The 16,806-nt window shown below is 71.4% G+C and carries 15 protein-coding genes and 1 riboswitch; of the genes, 8 read left to right on the top strand and 7 right to left on the bottom strand.

The window, feature by feature from the left end; genetic code table 11:
• Window positions 1-114: 114 nt before the first annotated feature.
• Window positions 115-1,554, bottom strand: coding sequence for a gamma-aminobutyraldehyde dehydrogenase (locus ACFWZ2_RS34205; protein WP_384552410.1), 1,440 nt, complete (start codon window positions 1,552-1,554; stop codon window positions 115-117).
• Between the two features lie 163 nt (window positions 1,555-1,717).
• Here ACFWZ2_RS34205 and ACFWZ2_RS34200 point away from each other — a divergent pair, with 163 nt between their 5' ends.
• The 6 genes from ACFWZ2_RS34200 (at window position 1,718) to ACFWZ2_RS34175 (ending at window position 7,477) form a co-directional block, all read left to right on the top strand.
• On the top strand, window positions 1,718-2,263 hold the full coding sequence (locus tag ACFWZ2_RS34200; RefSeq protein WP_384552408.1) for an Lrp/AsnC family transcriptional regulator: 546 nt from the start codon (window positions 1,718-1,720) through the stop codon (window positions 2,261-2,263).
• Entirely contained in the window at window positions 2,248-3,627 is a 1,380-nt protein-coding gene (locus tag ACFWZ2_RS34195) for an aspartate aminotransferase family protein (protein ID WP_384552406.1), read from the top strand. Before ACFWZ2_RS34200 ends, ACFWZ2_RS34195 begins: the two co-directional genes overlap by 16 nt.
• Window positions 3,628-3,808: 181 nt before the next feature.
• Window positions 3,809-4,576, top strand: a complete 768-nt coding sequence (locus ACFWZ2_RS34190; protein ID WP_384552404.1) for an ABC transporter ATP-binding protein — start codon at window positions 3,809-3,811, stop codon at window positions 4,574-4,576.
• Window positions 4,558-5,736, top strand: coding sequence for a hypothetical protein (locus tag ACFWZ2_RS34185; RefSeq protein ID WP_384552402.1), 1,179 nt, complete (start codon window positions 4,558-4,560; stop codon window positions 5,734-5,736). The genes ACFWZ2_RS34190 and ACFWZ2_RS34185 overlap by 19 nt, the downstream gene beginning before the upstream one ends.
• Before the next feature lie 113 nt (window positions 5,737-5,849).
• Entirely contained in the window at window positions 5,850-6,254 is a 405-nt protein-coding gene (locus tag ACFWZ2_RS34180; RefSeq protein WP_384552400.1) for a VOC family protein, read from the top strand.
• 38 nt (window positions 6,255-6,292) lie between these two features.
• On the top strand, window positions 6,293-7,477 hold the full coding sequence (locus ACFWZ2_RS34175; protein ID WP_384552398.1) for an LOG family protein: 1,185 nt from the start codon (window positions 6,293-6,295) through the stop codon (window positions 7,475-7,477).
• Here the strand turns inward: ACFWZ2_RS34175 and ACFWZ2_RS34170 are convergent.
• On the bottom strand, window positions 7,444-8,571 hold the full coding sequence (locus ACFWZ2_RS34170) for a glycosyltransferase family 4 protein (RefSeq protein WP_384552396.1): 1,128 nt from the start codon (window positions 8,569-8,571) through the stop codon (window positions 7,444-7,446). The two genes, ACFWZ2_RS34175 and ACFWZ2_RS34170, sit on opposite strands and share 34 nt — an antisense overlap.
• A gap of 142 nt (window positions 8,572-8,713) precedes the next feature.
• Between ACFWZ2_RS34170 and ACFWZ2_RS34165 the strand changes: the two genes are divergently transcribed.
• Window positions 8,714-10,039, top strand: a complete 1,326-nt coding sequence (locus tag ACFWZ2_RS34165; RefSeq protein WP_384552394.1) for a sensor histidine kinase — start codon at window positions 8,714-8,716, stop codon at window positions 10,037-10,039.
• A 56-nt stretch (window positions 10,040-10,095) separates the two neighbouring features.
• Entirely contained in the window at window positions 10,096-10,758 is a 663-nt protein-coding gene (locus ACFWZ2_RS34160) for a response regulator (RefSeq protein ID WP_384552392.1), read from the top strand.
• 2 nt (window positions 10,759-10,760) lie between these two features.
• Here the strand turns inward: ACFWZ2_RS34160 and ACFWZ2_RS34155 are convergent, their stop codons facing one another.
• The 5 genes from ACFWZ2_RS34155 to rlmN form a co-directional block, all read right to left on the bottom strand.
• Entirely contained in the window at window positions 10,761-11,552 is a 792-nt protein-coding gene (locus ACFWZ2_RS34155; RefSeq protein WP_384552390.1) for a maleylpyruvate isomerase family mycothiol-dependent enzyme, read from the bottom strand.
• A gap of 10 nt (window positions 11,553-11,562) precedes the next feature.
• Window positions 11,563-12,636: an ABC transporter ATP-binding protein gene (locus tag ACFWZ2_RS34150; RefSeq protein WP_384552388.1), complete on the bottom strand. Its 1,074-nt coding sequence runs from the start codon at window positions 12,634-12,636 to the stop codon at window positions 11,563-11,565.
• Window positions 12,636-14,336: an ABC transporter permease gene (locus ACFWZ2_RS34145; protein ID WP_384552386.1), complete on the bottom strand. Its 1,701-nt coding sequence runs from the start codon at window positions 14,334-14,336 to the stop codon at window positions 12,636-12,638. The genes ACFWZ2_RS34150 and ACFWZ2_RS34145 overlap by 1 nt, the downstream gene beginning before the upstream one ends.
• Window positions 14,312-15,397 carry a thiamine ABC transporter substrate binding subunit gene (locus tag ACFWZ2_RS34140; RefSeq protein WP_384552384.1) on the bottom strand — a complete coding sequence of 362 codons (1,086 nt, stop codon included), beginning with the start codon at window positions 15,395-15,397 and terminating at the stop codon, window positions 14,312-14,314. Before ACFWZ2_RS34140 ends, ACFWZ2_RS34145 begins: the two co-directional genes overlap by 25 nt.
• Before the next feature lie 78 nt (window positions 15,398-15,475).
• A riboswitch (TPP riboswitch) is annotated at window positions 15,476-15,592 on the bottom strand.
• Window positions 15,593-15,638: 46 nt separating this feature from the next.
• Window positions 15,639-16,745, bottom strand: coding sequence for a 23S rRNA (adenine(2503)-C(2))-methyltransferase RlmN (gene rlmN, locus ACFWZ2_RS34135; protein ID WP_384552382.1), 1,107 nt, complete (start codon window positions 16,743-16,745; stop codon window positions 15,639-15,641).
• Window positions 16,746-16,806 lie beyond the last annotated feature (61 nt).

Below are 16,806 nucleotides of genomic sequence, written 5' to 3'. Positions count from 1 at the left end.
CCCGCGTACGCAACGGTACGCGGGGGCGGAAGACCCGTCACACAAATATCGCCGGGGCCCCATAGGGGCGCGGGGAACTGCGCGACCAGCCCCCACGCACCCGCGGCCGACGTACTAGCCCTCGATCGACGTCATCACGTGCTTGATGCGCGTGTAGTCGTCGAACCCGTATGCCGAAAGGTCCTTGCCGTACCCGGACTTCTTGAAGCCGCCGTGCGGCATCTCCGCGACGAGCGGAATGTGCGTGTTGATCCACACGCACCCGAAGTCGAGCACCTTGGACATCCGCATCGCGCGCGCGTGGTCCTTGGTCCACACGGAGGACGCCAGCGCGTACTCGACGCCGTTCGCGTACTCGACGGCCTGCGCCTCGTCCGTGAAGGACTGCACCGTGATGACGGGCCCGAAGACCTCGTTCTGGATGATCTCGTCGTCCTGCTTGAGGCCCGAGACGACGGTCGGCGCGTAGAAGTAGCCCTTCTCGCCGACCCGCTGACCGCCCGCCTCGACCTTGGCGTGCGCCGGAAGCCGGTCGATGAACCCGGAGACCTGCTTGAGCTGGTTGGCGTTATTGAGCGGGCCGTACAGCACGTCCTCGTCGTCCGGCTGCCCGGTCTTCGTGTCGGCGGCGGCCTTCGCGAGCGCCGTCACGAACTCGTCGTGGATGGACTCGTGGACGAGCACGCGGGTCGCGGCCGTACAGTCCTGGCCCGCGTTGAAGAAGCCCGCGACCGAGATGTCCTCGACGGCCTTGGCGATGTCGGTGTCCTCGAAGACGACGACCGGCGCCTTGCCGCCGAGCTCCAGGTGGACGCGCTTGAGGTCCTTGGACGCGGACTCGGCGACCTGCATGCCGGCGCGCACGGAGCCGGTGATGGAGGCCATCGCGGGCGTCTTGTGCTCGACCATCAGACGGCCGGTGTCGCGGTCGCCGGTGACGACGTTGAAGACGCCGGGCGGCACGACGGAGCCGATGATCTCGGCCATCAGGACGGTCGACGCGGGCGTCGTGTCCGAGGGCTTGAGGACGACGGTGTTACCGGCGGCGAGGGCCGGGGCGAACTTCCAGACGCCCATCATCATGGGGTAGTTCCACGGCGCGACCTGGGCGCAGACACCGATCGGCTCGCGGCGGACGATGGAGGTCAGGCCCTCCATGTACTCGCCCGCGGCACGGCCTTCGAGCATCCGGGCCGCACCCGCGAAGAAGCGGATCTGGTCGACCATGGGCGGGATCTCCTCGGACCGCGTGAGCCCGATCGGCTTGCCCGTGTTCTCGACCTCGGCCGCGATGAGCTCCTCGGCGCGCTCCTCGAAGGCGTCGGCGATCTTCAGCAGGGCCTTCTGGCGCTCGGCGGGGGTGAGGTCGCGCCAGGCGGGGAACGCGTCGGCGGCGGCCTTCATGGCGGCGTCGACGTCGGCCTGGCCCGACAGCGGCGCGGTCGCGTACGCCTCGCCGGTCGCCGGATTGATGACCTCGGTGGTCCGTCCGTCGGCCGCGTCCCGGAACTCTCCGTTGATGTAGTTGCGCAGACGGCGCAGCTCGGTGGTCACTCCCGGCCCTCCAAGTGAGATGTCCAGTGGATGAGACACCCACCCTAGTCGCTGCACCGACGCTTTCAACATACCCAGCGGCCCAGAACTGCGGAATCCGTGACGATTGAAGTCCCAGACAACGAATTTCATCGCTCTGGCCTTGCGGAAGTGACGAGACGTCGTGCACAGTGAGGTCGTGGCCAGTCGCAGCGCAGACCCCAGCAACCCCCGCAGCTCCCGCACCGGGAATCCGGGCGGGAACGGCAGTGGGAACGGCACCCCGCCCGTGGACGCCGTCTCTCTGGCGATCATCGAACAGCTCCAGGAGGACGGACGCCGCCCGTACGCCGCCATCGGCAAGGCCGTGGGCCTCTCCGAAGCGGCCGTGCGCCAGCGCGTCCAGAAGCTGCTCGACCAGGGCGTGATGCAGATCGTCGCCGTCACGGACCCGCTCACCGTGGGCTTCCGCAGGCAGGCGATGGTCGGCATCAATGTCGAGGGCGACGTGGACCCGGTCGCGGACGCCGTGGCCGCCATGCCGGAGGCCGAGTACGTGGTGATGACCGCGGGCTCGCACGACCTCCTGGTGGAGATCGTCTGCGAGGACGACGACCACCTGCTCGAAGTCATCAACAAGCGCATCCGCGCCCTCCCCGGCGTGCGCTCCACCGAGAGCTTCGTCTACCTGAAGCTCAAGAAGCAGACCTATATGTGGGGAACCCGATAGCCGTGAGCAAGGACCTCAGCCAGACCGCCTACGACCACCTGTGGATGCACTTCACCCGCATGTCGTCGTACGAGAACGCGCCCGTCCCCACCATCGTGCGTGGCGAGGGCACCTACATCTTCGACGACAAGGGCAAGAAGTACATCGACGGTCTCTCCGGACTGTTCGTCGTCAACGCGGGCCACGGCCGTCACGAGCTCGCCGAGACCGCCTACAAGCAGGCGCAGGAGCTGGCCTTCTTCCCGGTGTGGTCCTACGCCCACCCGAAGGCCGTCGAACTGGCGGAACGTCTCGCCGACTACGCGCCCGGCGACCTCAACAAGGTCTTCTTCACCACCGGTGGCGGCGAGGCCGTCGAGACTGCGTGGAAGCTGGCGAAGCAGTACCACAAGCTCAACGGCAACCACACGAAGTACAAGGTCATCTCGCGCGCGGTCGCCTACCACGGCACCCCGCAGGGCGCCCTGTCCATCACCGGACTCCCGGCCCTCAAGGCCCCGTTCGAGCCGCTCGTCCCCGGCGCGCACAAGGTCCCGAACACCAACATCTACCGCGCCCCGATCCACGGCGACGATCCCGAGGCCTTCGGCCGCTGGGCCGCCGACCAGATCGAGCAGGAGATCCTCTTCGAGGGCCCGGAGACGGTCGCCGCCGTCTTCCTGGAGCCGGTGCAGAACGCGGGCGGCTGCTTCCCGCCCCCGCCCGGCTACTTCCAGCGCGTGCGCGAGATCTGCGACAAGTACGACGTGCTGCTCGTCTCGGACGAGGTCATCTGCGCCTTCGGCCGCCTCGGCACGATGTTCGCCTGCGACAAGTTCGGCTACGTACCGGACATGATCACCTGCGCCAAGGGCATGACCTCGGGCTACTCCCCGATCGGCGCGTGCATCGTCTCGGACCGCATCGCCGAGCCGTTCTACAAGGGCGACAACACCTTCCTGCACGGCTACACCTTCGGCGGCCACCCGGTGTCCGCAGCGGTCGGCCTCGCCAACCTCGACATCTTCGAGAAGGAGGGCCTGAACCAGCACGTCCTGGACAACGAGGACGCGTTCTTCCAGACCCTGCGCAAGCTGCACGACCTGCCGATCGTCGGCGACGTCCGCGGCAACGGCTTCTTCTACGGCATCGAGCTGGTGAAGGACAAGGACACCAAGGAGACCTTCAACGACGAGGAGACCGAGCGCGTTCTGTACGGCTTCCTCTCCAAGGCGCTCTACGACAACGGCCTGTACTGCCGTGCCGACGACCGCGGCGACCCGGTCGTCCAGCTGGCCCCGCCGCTGATCTCCACCCAGGACACCTTCGACGAGATCGAGGGCATCCTGCGCAAGGTCCTCACGGAGGCCTGGACGAAGCTGTAGTCCGCACCCGCGGAATCAACACCGGCCCCGGGGGCGCCCGTTCGAGTGAGAACGGGCGCCCCCGGGCCGCGTCGTTTCCGGGCAAGTCCCGCCGAATACCTAGCGTGCCCAGTGACCGATCGGCCCCGCCTTCGTTCCCCCGTACGGGGGAGGCAAACTGATCTGAACCGAGGTGTACGCGATGGTTGCCCCACCGGACAACGACGTGCTGTGGGCACGCGCTCTGCACGTCAAGCACAACGGCTCACCCGCCCTCACCGGCGTCTCGCTCGGTGTCCGCGAGGGCGAGATCCTCGCCGTCAACGGCCCCCGCGGCTGCGGCAAGACGACCCTCCTGCAGTGCCTGTCGGGCCAACTCCTGCCCCAGCAGGGCGAGGTGTGGTTCAACAGCACCCCCGTCCACACGATGGGCCCCCTCGTCCGCGAACGCCTGCGCCGCGACCGCTTCGGCTGGATCGACCCCGAGCCGCAGCTCGTTCCCGAACTCACCGCCTGGGAGAACGTCGCGCTGCCGCTGATGCTGCGCGGCGCCTCGCACCGCGTCTCCAAGCCCGCCGCCCAGGAGTGGCTCGAGCGCCTCGACATCGGCATGTGCGCCCGCAAGCGCCCGCACGCCCTCCTCCAGGCCGAACGCCAGCGCGTCGCCATCGCCCGCGCCCTGGTCACCACGCCGTCCGTGCTCTTCGCCGACGAGCCCACCGCCCCGCTGCACCGCGCCGACCGCGCGCACGTCCTGCGCACCCTGACGACCGCGGCCCGCTCGCACGGCATCACCGTCGTCCTCGCCACGCACGACGCGGAGGTCGCCACCCTCGCCGACCGCACCATCACGCTGCTCGACGGACGGCGGGTGAACACGGTGCACCTGCCGGGCTCCGGCGACCTCGCGAGGCCGGTGGCCGGCGCCACCGACGCGGAAGGCCGGGCCGCGTGCTCGCTCTCCGTCTAGCCCGCGGCGCCCACCCGCTCGTCCAGCTGCGCCGCCTGCTGGTCGCCGCCGCGGCCGCGGGCACCGGCTTCCTGCTCCTGTGCACCCTGGCGTACGCGATGGAACACCCCGGCGCGGGCGCCGTCCTGCGCCTGGCCTGGTGCGTCGCGCCGATCGCGGCGACGGTGTACTTCGCCGTCGCCGTGGCCCGCACCGACCCGGGCACCCGGCCGCGCGCCGGACTCTCCGCGGTGGGCCTCGGGCCGGGACGCCTGATGGTGCTCGCCGCGATCTCCACCGCGGTGGCGTGCACCCTCGGCTCGATGCTGGCGCTGCTCTTCTTCCTGCATCTGCGCGGCGACCTGTCGGGCCTGCCGTTCGACGGGGCGGCGGCCGAACTGCTCGCCGCCGACGAGCCGCTGCCGCTCGCCGCCGCGCTCACCCTGCTCGCCCTGGTCCCCGTGATCGCGTCGGCCGCGAGCGCCCTGGTGCTGCGGCCGCGGACCGCCAAGGCGGGCACGACGAGCGGCACCGGGCCCGAGGCGGAACCGGACGCCCCGGCCGCCGCCCCGAGCGGCCTGCCCTGGGGCGTCGCGCTGCTCGCCGCGGGCCTCGCCGTCGAGACGTACGCGAGCCGTTCCGGAGACGGGCCGGGAACGGGCACCGGCTTCCCCATGCCGGGCGGGCTCGCGGGCAGCCCGGCGGGCGTGCTCGCGGGCTGGGCGCTGACCGCACTGGGCCTGGCGCTCGCGGGCCCCGGCCTCACCCATCTGTGCGGCCGGGTCCTGCAGTCCGTGCGGCCCGGGGCGGTGCGGCTGCTCGCCGGGCGCGTCCTCCAGCAGGAGGCGCGGCGCATCGGGCGGCCGCTCGGTGTGGTGTGCGCGGTGGCGTCGGGGGCGTACGCCTCGGTCGTTCTCTATGCGGGGCCGCGCCCGGACGTCGGGCCGCTCACCGCCCTCGGGGCGCTGCTCGTCGCGGGCTGCGCGGTGCTGACGCTTGCGACGGCCTCGATCGAGGCCAGGCAGGCCCGCTCGCACACGACGGCCGCGCTGCTGCGGCTCGGGGCGCCCGCGACGATGCTGCGGAGTTCCGCGGCGCTGCGGGCGGGTGCGCTCGCCGCCGTGTTCGGGCCGCTGACCTGGGTGGTCGCGGAGCTGGCGGCGCTGCCGCTCGCGCCGTGAAGAAACGCGTGGGAAAAAAGTTCGTGACGGGCGATGAGTTCCTGATCGAACGGCTGTCTACCCCTCCGTAAGGCACACACGTACGGGACACGCACCCACCGGGAGAGACGCTCATGTACCAGCAGATGATCTTCGTGAACCTTGCCGTGAACGACGTCGCGGCGTCGAAGAAGTTCTTCACGGAGCTCGGCTACGGGATCAACCCGCAGTTCTCGTCCGACGACTGCGCGTGCGTGGTCATCAGCGACACCATCATCGCGATGATGCTGAGCAAGGAGCACTACGCGAACTTCACGCAGAAGGAGATCGCCGACCCGACGAAGGTCAGCGAGACCCTGATCTGTCTGAGCGCCGAGAGCCGCGAGAAGGTCGACGAGCTCGTCGACAAGGCGATCGCCGCGGGCGGCACGGCCGGCAAGGTCCAGGACTACGGCACGATGTACGGCCGCGCCTACGACGACCTGGACGGCCACACCTGGGAGGTCATGTGGATGGACCCGTCCGAGGTCAAGGGCTGACCGAGCCCGCCCGGCCAGGTGCTGCTTAGCATGGGCGGATGCAGCCGAACCCCGAACACGCATCCGCCCCGCAACTCCCCGGCGAGGACCGCGAGATCGAGACCCTCGCCGAGTTCGACGAGGTCTCGGCCCGCGGCACCCTCTCCGGGTACCGCGTCCAGGCCGTCGACCTGACGGGGCGCACGTCCGCGCTGCTCACCGCCGACGTGACGGGCGCCGTCTTCCTCGGCTGCCCGATGGGGCAGGAGGCGGCGGACCGGGTGCGGTCCGCGGGGGCGCTGGTCTTCCCGCCGGTCCCCGGACTGCCGTTCAATCCCTACCGCGGTCTGCTCTACTCCCCCGACGACCTGTTCGCGGGGCTCGCCGACGGCGGGTACGACGCGACACCGGACGCCCACGCGTACGCCTGGTTCCAGCGGACCAAGGCGGACGGTGACGTCTTCTCGTCGATGCTGCGCGCCATCCACGACGACTCCATCTCCGACGCCCTCGACGAACTCCTCGTCGGGGCGCGGGTGGTGGGCGTCATGGGCGGGCATGCGATGGCCCGCGGCACGGACGCGTACGCGGGCGCGGCGCGGCTCGGCCGCGAGCTGGCCCGGGCCGGTTTCACCGTCGCGACGGGCGGCGGCCCCGGCGCCATGGAGGCGGCGAACCTCGGCGCCTACGCGGCCCCCTTCGACGACGAGATGCTGGACGAGGCCCTCGAACTCCTCGCCAAGGCGCCGTCGTTCACGCCGTCGGTCACCGAATGGGCGAAGGCCGCCTTCGCCGTCCGCGAGCGCTGGCCGGACGGCGGATCCTCGGTGGGCATCCCCACCTGGTTCTACGGCCACGAGCCGCCGAACGCCTTCGCGGCGCACCTCGCCAAGTACTTCGCCAACGCCACCCGCGAGGACGGCCTGCTCGCCCGCTCGAACGCGGGCGTCGTCTTCCTGCCCGGCGCGGCGGGCACGGTCCAGGAGATCTTCGACAACGCCACCCCCAACTACTACGAGTCGCGGGGCGAACCCACCCCGATGGTCCTGGTGGACCGGGCGCACTGGACGGAGCGCCTGCCCGCCTGGCCGCTGCTGCAGGCGCTGGCGCGCGCGAGGTCGATGGAGTCGCGGATCGCACTGGTGGACACGGTGGAGGAGGCACCCGGCACGCTCACCGCCCTCCTTCCGGCCCACGCCCCACGGTCCGCTCACCCCTCCAGCAGCTCCGCGAGCGCCTCGTAGGACCGGTCCCAGTTCCACTCCCCGCGCACCCACGCCCGCCCCTTCTCACCCATGGAACGGGCGAGTTCACGGTCCCTCAGCAGTCGTACGAGGCGGTCCGCGACGGCCGCCGGGGAGCGGCCGTCGACGACGTAACCGGTCTCGCCGTCCCGCACGGTGTCCGGCGCGCCGCCCGAGTCGCCCGCCACGACGGGCAGTCCCGCCGCGGCCGCCTCCAGGAAGACGATGCCGAGCCCCTCCACCTCCAGGCCGCGCCTGCGGGTGCGGCACGGCATGGCGAAGGCGTCGGCCGCGGCGTAGAAGGGCGGCATCGCCTCGTGCGGGTGGCCGCCCGCGAAGACGACGCCGTCCTGGACGCCGTGCTCCTCGGCGAGCCGGCGCAGCCTGGACTCGTAGGGCCCCGCGCCGACCAGCAGCAGCGTGGCGTCGGCGACCGCCCTGCGCACCATCGGCAGCGCCTCGATCAGGGTGTCCTGCCCCTTGCGCGGCACGAGCCGGGAGGCGCACAGGACGACGGGCCTGCCGTCGCCGAGCCCGTACCGCTCCCGCACCGCACGCCCGTCGACGCCGGGCCTGAACCCCGCGGCGTCGACCCCCGGCACCAGGCGCTCGAACCGCACCCCGGGATCCATCGCCCACCGGACGGGCCCGCGGGTGCTGTCCCCGAGATACGTCACGCAGTCGGCCCCGGCCCCGATGCGCCGCAGCAGCGCCCGCGCGCCCGGGGTGCGGGCCCACCACACCTCGTGGCCGTGCGTGGTGGCGACCACCGTCCGCACCGACGCCTCACGCCGCAGCCGCCCGGCGAGCAGCCCGAGCGGCGCCGCGGCCCCGAACCAGACGCGGTCGCAGCCGTACCGCCGGGCGAGGGCCACGGCACGCTCCCCGGTGCGGCGGGTGGGCAGCAGGGTGCGCGCCCTGTCGCGTACGACGGGGTGGGGGAACGTCCGGTCGTACGCCGTGTCGCCGGGCTCGGCGGAGGTGTACACGACGGCCGAGCCGGGCGGAAAGCGTCGTACGAGCAGGTCCACGAAGGTCTCGATGCCGCCCTGCCGGGGCGGGAAGTCATTGGTGACGACAAGGGTGCGAGGCATGACCCCACGCTAGGAAGCGGCGGCGCACCGGGCGTCACCCGAGGCTCCGGACCCGCACGTCAACCCGTGGCATGACATCCGCCGACCGCCTCCACCCTGACGCCGACGCAGCCGCCCCGGCAGGGCCGGAAGAATCGGGTCCATGAGCACGACCACCCCGCCGGAACCGACCGCCTCGCCGGAACCGACCACCGTGCCGGAGCCGACCGCCCGGCGGGCCCCGGCCGCCCCACTGGCACCAGCCACCCCGCTTGCACCAGCCGCCCCGCGACGGCCGACCGCCCTGCGGCGGCGCCTGCGCGCCCTGGCCGCCGCCCCCGCCTACCCGTGGATCACCGGCGCGGCCCTGACCGCGGGGGCGGCCGCCGAACTCATGGCGTTCCCCGGCTCGGTGACCAACGCGACCGCGATCCTGGTCTCCACGGCCTCCCTGATGTGGCGCAGGGCCTTCCCGCCGGTCGCCCTGGTGACCGTCGCCGCCGGGCTGCTCAGCTTCGGTGCCGACACGTCCCTGTCGATCGCCGTGATGATCAGTGGCCTCATCGGCTGCTACGTCCTCGGCCGCCACCGCGTCCTGCACCCGGCGCTGCTGGTGGCCGGCGGCACGCTCGGCGCGCTCGCGACCAACCTGTGGCACATCCTGAGCTGGGCCCGCGACGACCGCCTCCCCGATGTGCCCGCACTCGGCAACGCGGGCTCGCTGGGCCTGTTCGCCGAGGCGTTCGGGCTCTCCGCGGTGATCCTCGGCGCGGTCAGCATGGGCGACGCGGTGCGCGCCCGTGAGGAGACACGGCACGAACGGGCGCTCGCCCAGGCCCAGTTGATCGCGATGGAGCGGCGGCATGCCGCGGCGGCGGAGCGGGCGGCGATCGCCCGCGAGCTGCACGACATCGTCTCGCACTCGGTGTCGATGATCGCCGTGCAGGCGGAGAGCGCCACGTACACGACACCGGGCCTCACCCCGCAGGCCCGCGACGGCTTCCAGCAGATCGCGGGCACGGCCCGTGACTCGATGGCCGAACTGCGCCGTCTCCTCGGCGTCCTGCGCACCCCCCAGTGCACCGCTCAGGAGACCGCGGCGACCGCCCCGCAACCCACCCTCGACCGGCTCGGCGAACTCCTCGAACAGCACCGGGCGGTGGGCGGCAGCGCCGAACTGCGCGTCACCGGTGACCGGGTGCCGCTCGCCGCGGCCTGGGAACTCTCGGCGTACCGCATCGTGCAGGAGTCCCTGACCAACACCCGCAAGCACGCGCCGGGCGCCCACGCCGTGGTCGAACTCGGCTACCGCAAGGACCGGTTGACGCTCCGCGTGGCCAACGACGGACCCGGCCCGCCGGACGGCGGCTCGTCGCGCGGCCACGGCCTGACCGGCATGCGCGAGCGCGCGGCCCTGGTCGGCGGCAGCCTCACCGCGGGCGCGGGCCGCACCGGCGGCTTCACGGTGGAGGCGGAACTGCCGTGGTGACCACACCCTTTGACGCGCCGCACACATGGAGCGCACCGCACCAGAACGGGACCCGCGTGATCAGAACCCTCGTGGCCGACGACCAGGCCGTCGTCCGCACCGGATTCGTGAACCTCCTCAACACCCAGGACGACATCGAGGTGATCGCCGAGGCCGAGGACGGCGCCGAGGCCGTCAGGATCGCCGCCGAGCACCGCCCCGACCTGGTCCTCCTCGACATCCGCATGCCCCACAAGAACGGCATCGACGCGGCCCGTGAGATCCTCGCCGCGTCCGGCGGCACGACGAGGGCGCTGATCCTGACGACCTTCGGGCTCGACGAGTACGTGTACGAGGCGCTGGCCGCCGGAGCCTCCGGGTTCCTGCTCAAGGACTGCACGTTCCCCGAACTCCTGCACGCCGTACGGGTCGTGGCGGCGGGCAACGCGCTCCTCTCGCCCGAGATCACCCAGCGCCTCGTCGCCGAGTTCGCGCGCCAGCGGGCCGCCGTACCCCCGGCACGGGACATCGACGGCCTGACGGCCCGCGAGGCCGAGGTGCTCGTCCTCATCGCGCAGGGCCTGTCGAACGCGGAGATCGGGGACCGCCTGACCATCACCGACCACACCGTGAAGACGCACATCAACCGCCTCTTCACCAAGATGGAACTGCGCGACCGGGCGCAGGCGGTGATCCTGGCGTACGAGTTGGGGCTCGTCAGGCCCTCGGCACCGGGCTGACCTCAGCCGAACGTCGCGCGCTCCAGCCAGAAGTCGAGCAACTCCCGCTCCCCCAGGACCTCCACGCCACCGGCGTCCAGCGGCCGCCGCCGGTAGAAGGCGAGCAGCACCTCGGTGAGCGGCCCGCGCAGCGCGACCGTCGCCTTCGCGTGCCCGCGCCGCCAGGTGAACCCGTCGTCGCCGAACTCGATGAGCCACTCGGCGTCGAGGCCGGCGGGCGCGTCGGTGGCGTGCAGATGGATGCTGCGTCCCGCGCCCTTCAGCTCGGACGCGCTGTCCTCGGGAGAGACGCGCTGCACGAACTGGACGATCTCCAGCCATTCGTCGATCGCGTCGGCCGCCACCTCCGGCGCGACCTCGTACGCGACCCCGGCGGCGATCGCGGCGTCCGCACGGTGGATCGCCAGTTCGTGCGTCATGCGCCGCGCCCAGAATCCCGCGGTGTGGTCCTCGGTCCACGACCACACCGCGGCCCCGGCACCGGCGTCGCGGAAGGTGCGCGCGCCGAACTCGGCGGTCCCGGCGAGCCAGTCGTCGAGGGCGGCCGGGTCGTCGCCCTCGGGGCCCGTCGCGTTCGGCACGGCCTCGTCGGCGACGTTCCGCTCGGCGCGGGTCGCCACGAGGTGCCCGCTCCAGCGCACCGCCCCGCCCATGTGCCGGGCGAGCTGCCCCAGCGTCCAGTCGGGGCAGGTCGGCACGGTGACGGAGAGGTCGGCTCCGGCCAGCGTGGTCCTCAGCAGGTCGAGCTGGTGGGTGACTTCGTCGCAGTACCGATCATGGCTCAGTGTCGTCATGAATCGAACCTTAGATCGACTTCGCCGGGGCGGCACCTGTGTTTCGCCCCGCCTCCCCGGCGAGCACCACCACGTCGTCCGCGTCGAAAACGACCCCGACCGCCTCCCCCACAGCGGGCGCCCGACGCAGCGCGCACGCCGCCTCCAGACGCGGCCCTTCCTTCGGCTGCAGATGCACGGCGACATGCGTGCCGCGGAAGGTGCGCGCGGTCACCGCGCACGGCAGCCCCTCGTCGGCGGGGACGAGCCGCACACCGGCCGGGCGCACCAGGATCCTGTGCCGCCCCGCCGGGGTGCCGTCGGGCACCGGGACCTTGCCCCACACCGTGTCCGCGCCGCCGCCCGACACGGTCGCCCCGACGATGTTGTCGAAACCGAGGAACCGCGCCACGAACTCGTCCGCGGGGTGCTGCCACACTTCAAGCGGCGTGCCGGACTGGGCGATCCGCCCGTCCCGCATCACGACGACGCGGTCGGCGAGCGCGAAGGCCTCGCCCTGGTCGTGCGTGACGGCCAGCACGGTCGTACCCAACTCGTCGAAGAGTTCCCGGAGTTCGACGACGAGCCGCTCCCTGAGCGAGCGGTCGAGCTGCCCGAGCGGCTCGTCCAGCATCAGCAGCCGGGGCCGCGGAGCCAGCGCCCGCGCGAGGGCCACCCGCTGCTGTTCGCCGCCGGACAGCGCGGCCACCGCACGCCGCTGCGCCTTCGGCAGCCCGACGAGCTCCAGCAACTCGGCGACCCGGTCGGCCTGTTCACCGCGCGACGCACCGTGCATACGAAGACCGAAGGCGACGTTGCCCGCCACATCGCGCTGCGGGAAGAGCTGATGGTCCTGGAACATCAGGCCGACGCCCCGCTTGTGCGCGGGCACCCCGCTCTGGTCCTGCCCGTCGAGCAGCACCCGTCCCGCGTCGAGCCCCTGCAGCCCGGCGACCGCCCGCAGCAGCGTCGACTTGCCGCTGCCGCTCGGCCCGAGCACGCACACGATCTCGTGCGGGGCGACATCGAGGTCGACGGCGTCGAGCACGGCCCGCGCCCCGAACCGCACCGTCGCGTCGCGCAGGCTCAGCAAGGCGGTCGTCATCAGAACTCCCCCGTGGTGCGGTCGGTGCGGATGCGTTCCAGGAGCAGCAGCGACACCGCGCACACCACCATGAGAATCGTCGAAAGGGCCATCGCCTGCCCGTAGTTGAGGTCACCGGCCCGCCCGAGCAGCCGCGCCACGGCGACCGGAAGCGTCGGGTTGTCGGGCCGCGCGATGAAGACGGTCGCCCCGAACTCGCCGAGCGACACGGCGAACGCGAACCCGGCGGCGATGAGCAGCGCCCGCCGCACCATCGGCAGGTCCACCTCCCGCCAGGCCCGCAGCGGCGACGCCCCGAGCACGGCCGCCGCCTCGCGCAGCCGTCCGTCCACCGCGCGCAGGACGGGCAGCATGGTGCGGACGACGAAGGGCACGCCCACCAGCGCCTGCGCGAGCGGCACCAGGATCCAGGAGGACCGCAGATCGAGCGGCGGCTTGTCGAGCGTGATCAGGAACCCGAAGCCCACGGTCACCGCGGACACCCCGAGCGGCAGCATGAGCAGCGCGTCGAACCCCCGGACCAGACGTCCCGCGCGCCGGGTGAGCGCGGCCGCGGCAAGCCCGCCGATGACGACCGCGATGGCCGTGGCCACGACCGCGTACTGCAGCGAATTCCAGACCGCCTCGATCGGCGGCACCAGGAAGGCGCCGCCCTCCGCCGAGGTCAGCTCCTTGTAGTACGCGAATCCGAAGCCCTCGGGACCGGCGGCGCCTCCGAAGGAGCGCTGGATCAGCACCCCGAGCGGCAGCAGGATCAGTACGACGACCGTCGCCATGACCAGGCCGAGCAGCGTCCACTGCCCCGCCCCGCGCGGCCGCCGCGCCACCGTCGAGGCGTCGACCAGCTTCAGCGCGCTCTCGCGCCGCCGCACCGTCCACGCGTGGATCGCGAGGATCAGCCCCACCGCCGCGAACTGCACCAGGGTCAGGACGGCGGCCGTCGGCAGGTCGAGCAGCTGTGCGGTCTGCCGGTAGATCTCCACTTCGAGCGTGGAGTACGCGGGCCCTCCGAGGATCTGCACGACACCGAACGAGGTGAAGGTGAAGAGGAAGACCATGAGCGCGGCCGCGGCCACCGCAGGGCCGAGCGCGGGCAGCGTCACCGTCCGCCAGGCACGGAACCGGGAGGCCCCGAGCATCCGCGCGGCCTCCTCCTGCCGCGGGTCGAGCTGCGACCAGAGGCCGCCCACCGTCCGTACGACGACCGCGTAGTTGAAGAAGACGTGCGCGAGCAGGATCGCCCACACCGTGGTGTCCAGGCGCACGCCCCACAGCTCGTCGAGCAGCCCGCCCCGCCCGAGCAGCGCGAGGAAGGCCGTCCCGACGACGACGGTCGGCAGCACGAACGGCACCGTGACGACGGCCCGGAGGACCTGCTTGCCCGGGAAGTCGAAGCGCGCGAAGACATACGCGCCGGGGAGCGCGATCAACAGCGTGAGCGCGGTCGACGCGAGCGCCTGCCAGGTGGTGAACCACAGCACGTGCCGGATGTCGGACTGCCCGAGCACGTCCGCGATCCGCCCGAACTGCCAGACCCCGTCGATGTGCAGCCCGCGCGCGACGATCGCCGTGACCGGATAGGCGAAGAAGAGCGCGAAGAACGCGACGGGCACGGCCATCAGACCGAGCCGCGCCGCGCTTCCCCTGCTCAGTCCCGCGCGGGAGCGGGCCTTGGCTACTTCAGTACGAGCGAGGTCCACGACTTGATCCACGGCTCACGGTTGTCGGCGATCTTCTTGGGGGCCATGGTCTCGGGCTTGTCGACCGTCACACCGTGCTCGGTGAACAGCTCGGGCAGCTTGGTGCCCTCGCGCACCGGGTTCACGAACATGTTCAGCGGCATGTCCTCCTGGAACTCCTTGCCCGCGAGGAAGTCGAGGAGCGCCTTGCCGCCCTTCTCGTTCTTGGCGTTGCTGAGCAGGCCCGCGTACTCGACCTGCCGGAAGCAGGTGCCGGTCGCGACGCCGGTCGGCGCCTGCTTGGGCTGCGGCTTGGCGTAGAGGACCTCGACGGGCGGGGACGAGGCGTACGACACGACGAGCGGCCGGTCGCCCTTGGCCTTCTTGCCGCCGGAGGACCCGGAGAACTCCTCGTTGTAGGCCTGCTCCCAGCCGTCGACGACCTTGACGCCGTTGGCCTTGAGCTTCTTCCAGTAGTCCTGCCAGCCGTCGTCGCCGTACTTGGCGGCGGTGCCGAGCAGGAAGCCGAGCCCGGGCGACGAGGTCGAGGCGTTCTCGGTGACGAGCAGGTCCTTGTACGCGGGCTTGACCAGGTCGTCGAAGGACTTCGGCGGCGCCAGCTTCTTGTCGGCGAAGTACTTCTTGTCGTAGTTGACGCAGATGTCACCGCTGTCGACGGGCGTGACCCGGTGCTTGTCCTGGTCGACCCGGAACTCGGGCTTGATCTTGTCCGAGCCCTTGGCCTCGTACGACTGGAAGAGCCCGTTGTCGAGCGCGCGCGAGAGCAGGGTGTTGTCGACGCCGAAGAAGACATCGCCCTGCGGGTTGTCCTTGGACAGGATCGCCTTGTTCACCGCGGCGCCCGCGTCACCGTCCTTGAGGACGTTGACCTTGTATCCGGAGCGCTTCTCGAAGTCCTTCAGTACGTCCTTGGAGACGTTGAAGGAGTCGTGGCTGACGAGCGTGACGTTCTTGGAGTCGGTCTTCCCCGACCCGCTGTCGGAGCTGCCGCACGCGGAGACCGCGACGAGCCCGATGCCCACCGCGACGGCGGTGAACGTGACCTTCTTGGTGGTGCTCACTGGAACTTCCTCCTGGGTGACCAGGAGAAGACGCGGCCCTGCGCGCGGACCGAGCGATCCGCGTGCAGGGCGCAACAGCTTGAGTAATGACCGAACTTCCTACCCAGAATGACCTGGGCGAGGTTCAGAGGGTCTGCGGCCCACCTGTCCAAGGTGCCGCACTCTCAGCGCTGTGGCGCTCCCCTGTCGGAATATGCAGATGTGTGTACGAGGACGTACGCCCGCCAGACTACCCCTCGGCCTACCGCTCGGACGCGGCGAGCTGGCCGCACGCTCCGTCGATCTCCTGGCCACGGGTGTCCCGGATGGTCACCGGCACCCCATGGGCGGCGATGGCCTCCACGAACGCCTTCTCGTCCTCGGGCCGCGACGCCGTCCACTTCGAGCCCGGCGTCGGGTTCAGCGGAATGAGATTGACGTGCACCGGCTTGCCCTTGAGTAGCCGCCCGAGCCGGTCACCACGCCACGCCTGGTCGTTGATGTCCCGGATCAGCGCGTACTCGATGGAGAGGCGACGCCCCGACTTCGCGGCGTACTCCCACCCCGCGTCGAGCACCTCCCGCACCTGCCACCGCGTATTGACCGGTACGAGGGTGTCGCGCAGCTCGTCGTCCGGCGCGTGCAGCGAGATCGCGAGGCGGCACTTGAAGCCCTCGTCCGAGAACCGGTGGATGGCGGGCACGAGCCCCACCGTCGACACCGTGATCCCGCGCTGCGAGAGCCCGAGACCGTCCGGCTCCGGGTCGGTCAGCGCACGGATGGCGCCGACGACCCGCTTGTAGTTGGCGAGCGGCTCGCCCATGCCCATGAAGACGATGTTGGAAAGCCGCGCGGGGCCGCCCGGGATCTCGCCGTCGCGGAGCGCCCGCATGCCGTCCACGATCTGGTGCACGATCTCACCGGTCGACAGGTTCCGGTCGAGCCCGGCCTGTCCCGTGGCACAGAACGGACAGTTCATGCCACAGCCCGCCTGGGAGCTGATGCACATGGTCACCCGGTCCGGGTACCGCATGAGCACCGACTCCACGAGCGTCCCGTCGAAGAGCCGCCAGAGCGTCTTGCGGGTGGTGTCGTCGTCACAGCTGATGTGCCGCACCACGGACATCAGATCCGGCAGCAGCGCCTCCCGGAGCTTCTCGCGCGCACCGGCGGGGATGTCGGTCCACTCCGCCGGGTCGTGCGCGTACCGCGCGAAGTAGTGCTGCGACAGCTGCTTGGCGCGAAACGGCTTCTCGCCGATGGCGGCAACCGCCTCCTTGCGCTCTGCGGGCGTGAGGTCGGCGAGGTGCCGCGGCGGCTTCTTGGCTCCGCGGGGGGCGACGAAAGTGAGTTCTCCGGGCTTAGGCATGGCTCTACTAGTGTCGCAGATGCACGCCCATGCCTCTCGCGGCCGAAAATGCCGCCCGGCC

The organism is Streptomyces sp. NPDC059002, assembly GCF_042740435.1.
Taxonomy (GTDB): Bacteria; Actinomycetota; Actinomycetes; order Streptomycetales; family Streptomycetaceae; genus Streptomyces.
Note: the sequence above shows the minus strand (reverse complement) of the source record. Positions and strands in the feature narration are given on the sequence as shown.

Coding starts and splice junctions, on each gene's coding strand:
- ACFWZ2_RS34165 (WP_384552394.1), top strand. CDS start 8,714: ATGAGCACGACCACCCCGCCGGAACCGACCGCCTCGCCGGAACCGACC.
- ACFWZ2_RS34190 (WP_384552404.1), top strand. CDS start 3,809: ATGGTTGCCCCACCGGACAACGACGTGCTGTGGGCACGCGCTCTGCAC.
- ACFWZ2_RS34180 (WP_384552400.1), top strand. CDS start 5,850: ATGTACCAGCAGATGATCTTCGTGAACCTTGCCGTGAACGACGTCGCG.
- ACFWZ2_RS34175 (WP_384552398.1), top strand. CDS start 6,293: ATGCAGCCGAACCCCGAACACGCATCCGCCCCGCAACTCCCCGGCGAG.
- rlmN (WP_384552382.1), bottom strand. CDS start 16,745: ATGCCTAAGCCCGGAGAACTCACTTTCGTCGCCCCCCGCGGAGCCAAG.
- ACFWZ2_RS34170 (WP_384552396.1), bottom strand. CDS start 8,571: ATGCCTCGCACCCTTGTCGTCACCAATGACTTCCCGCCCCGGCAGGGC.
- ACFWZ2_RS34150 (WP_384552388.1), bottom strand. CDS start 12,636: ATGACGACCGCCTTGCTGAGCCTGCGCGACGCGACGGTGCGGTTCGGG.
- ACFWZ2_RS34155 (WP_384552390.1), bottom strand. CDS start 11,552: ATGACGACACTGAGCCATGATCGGTACTGCGACGAAGTCACCCACCAG.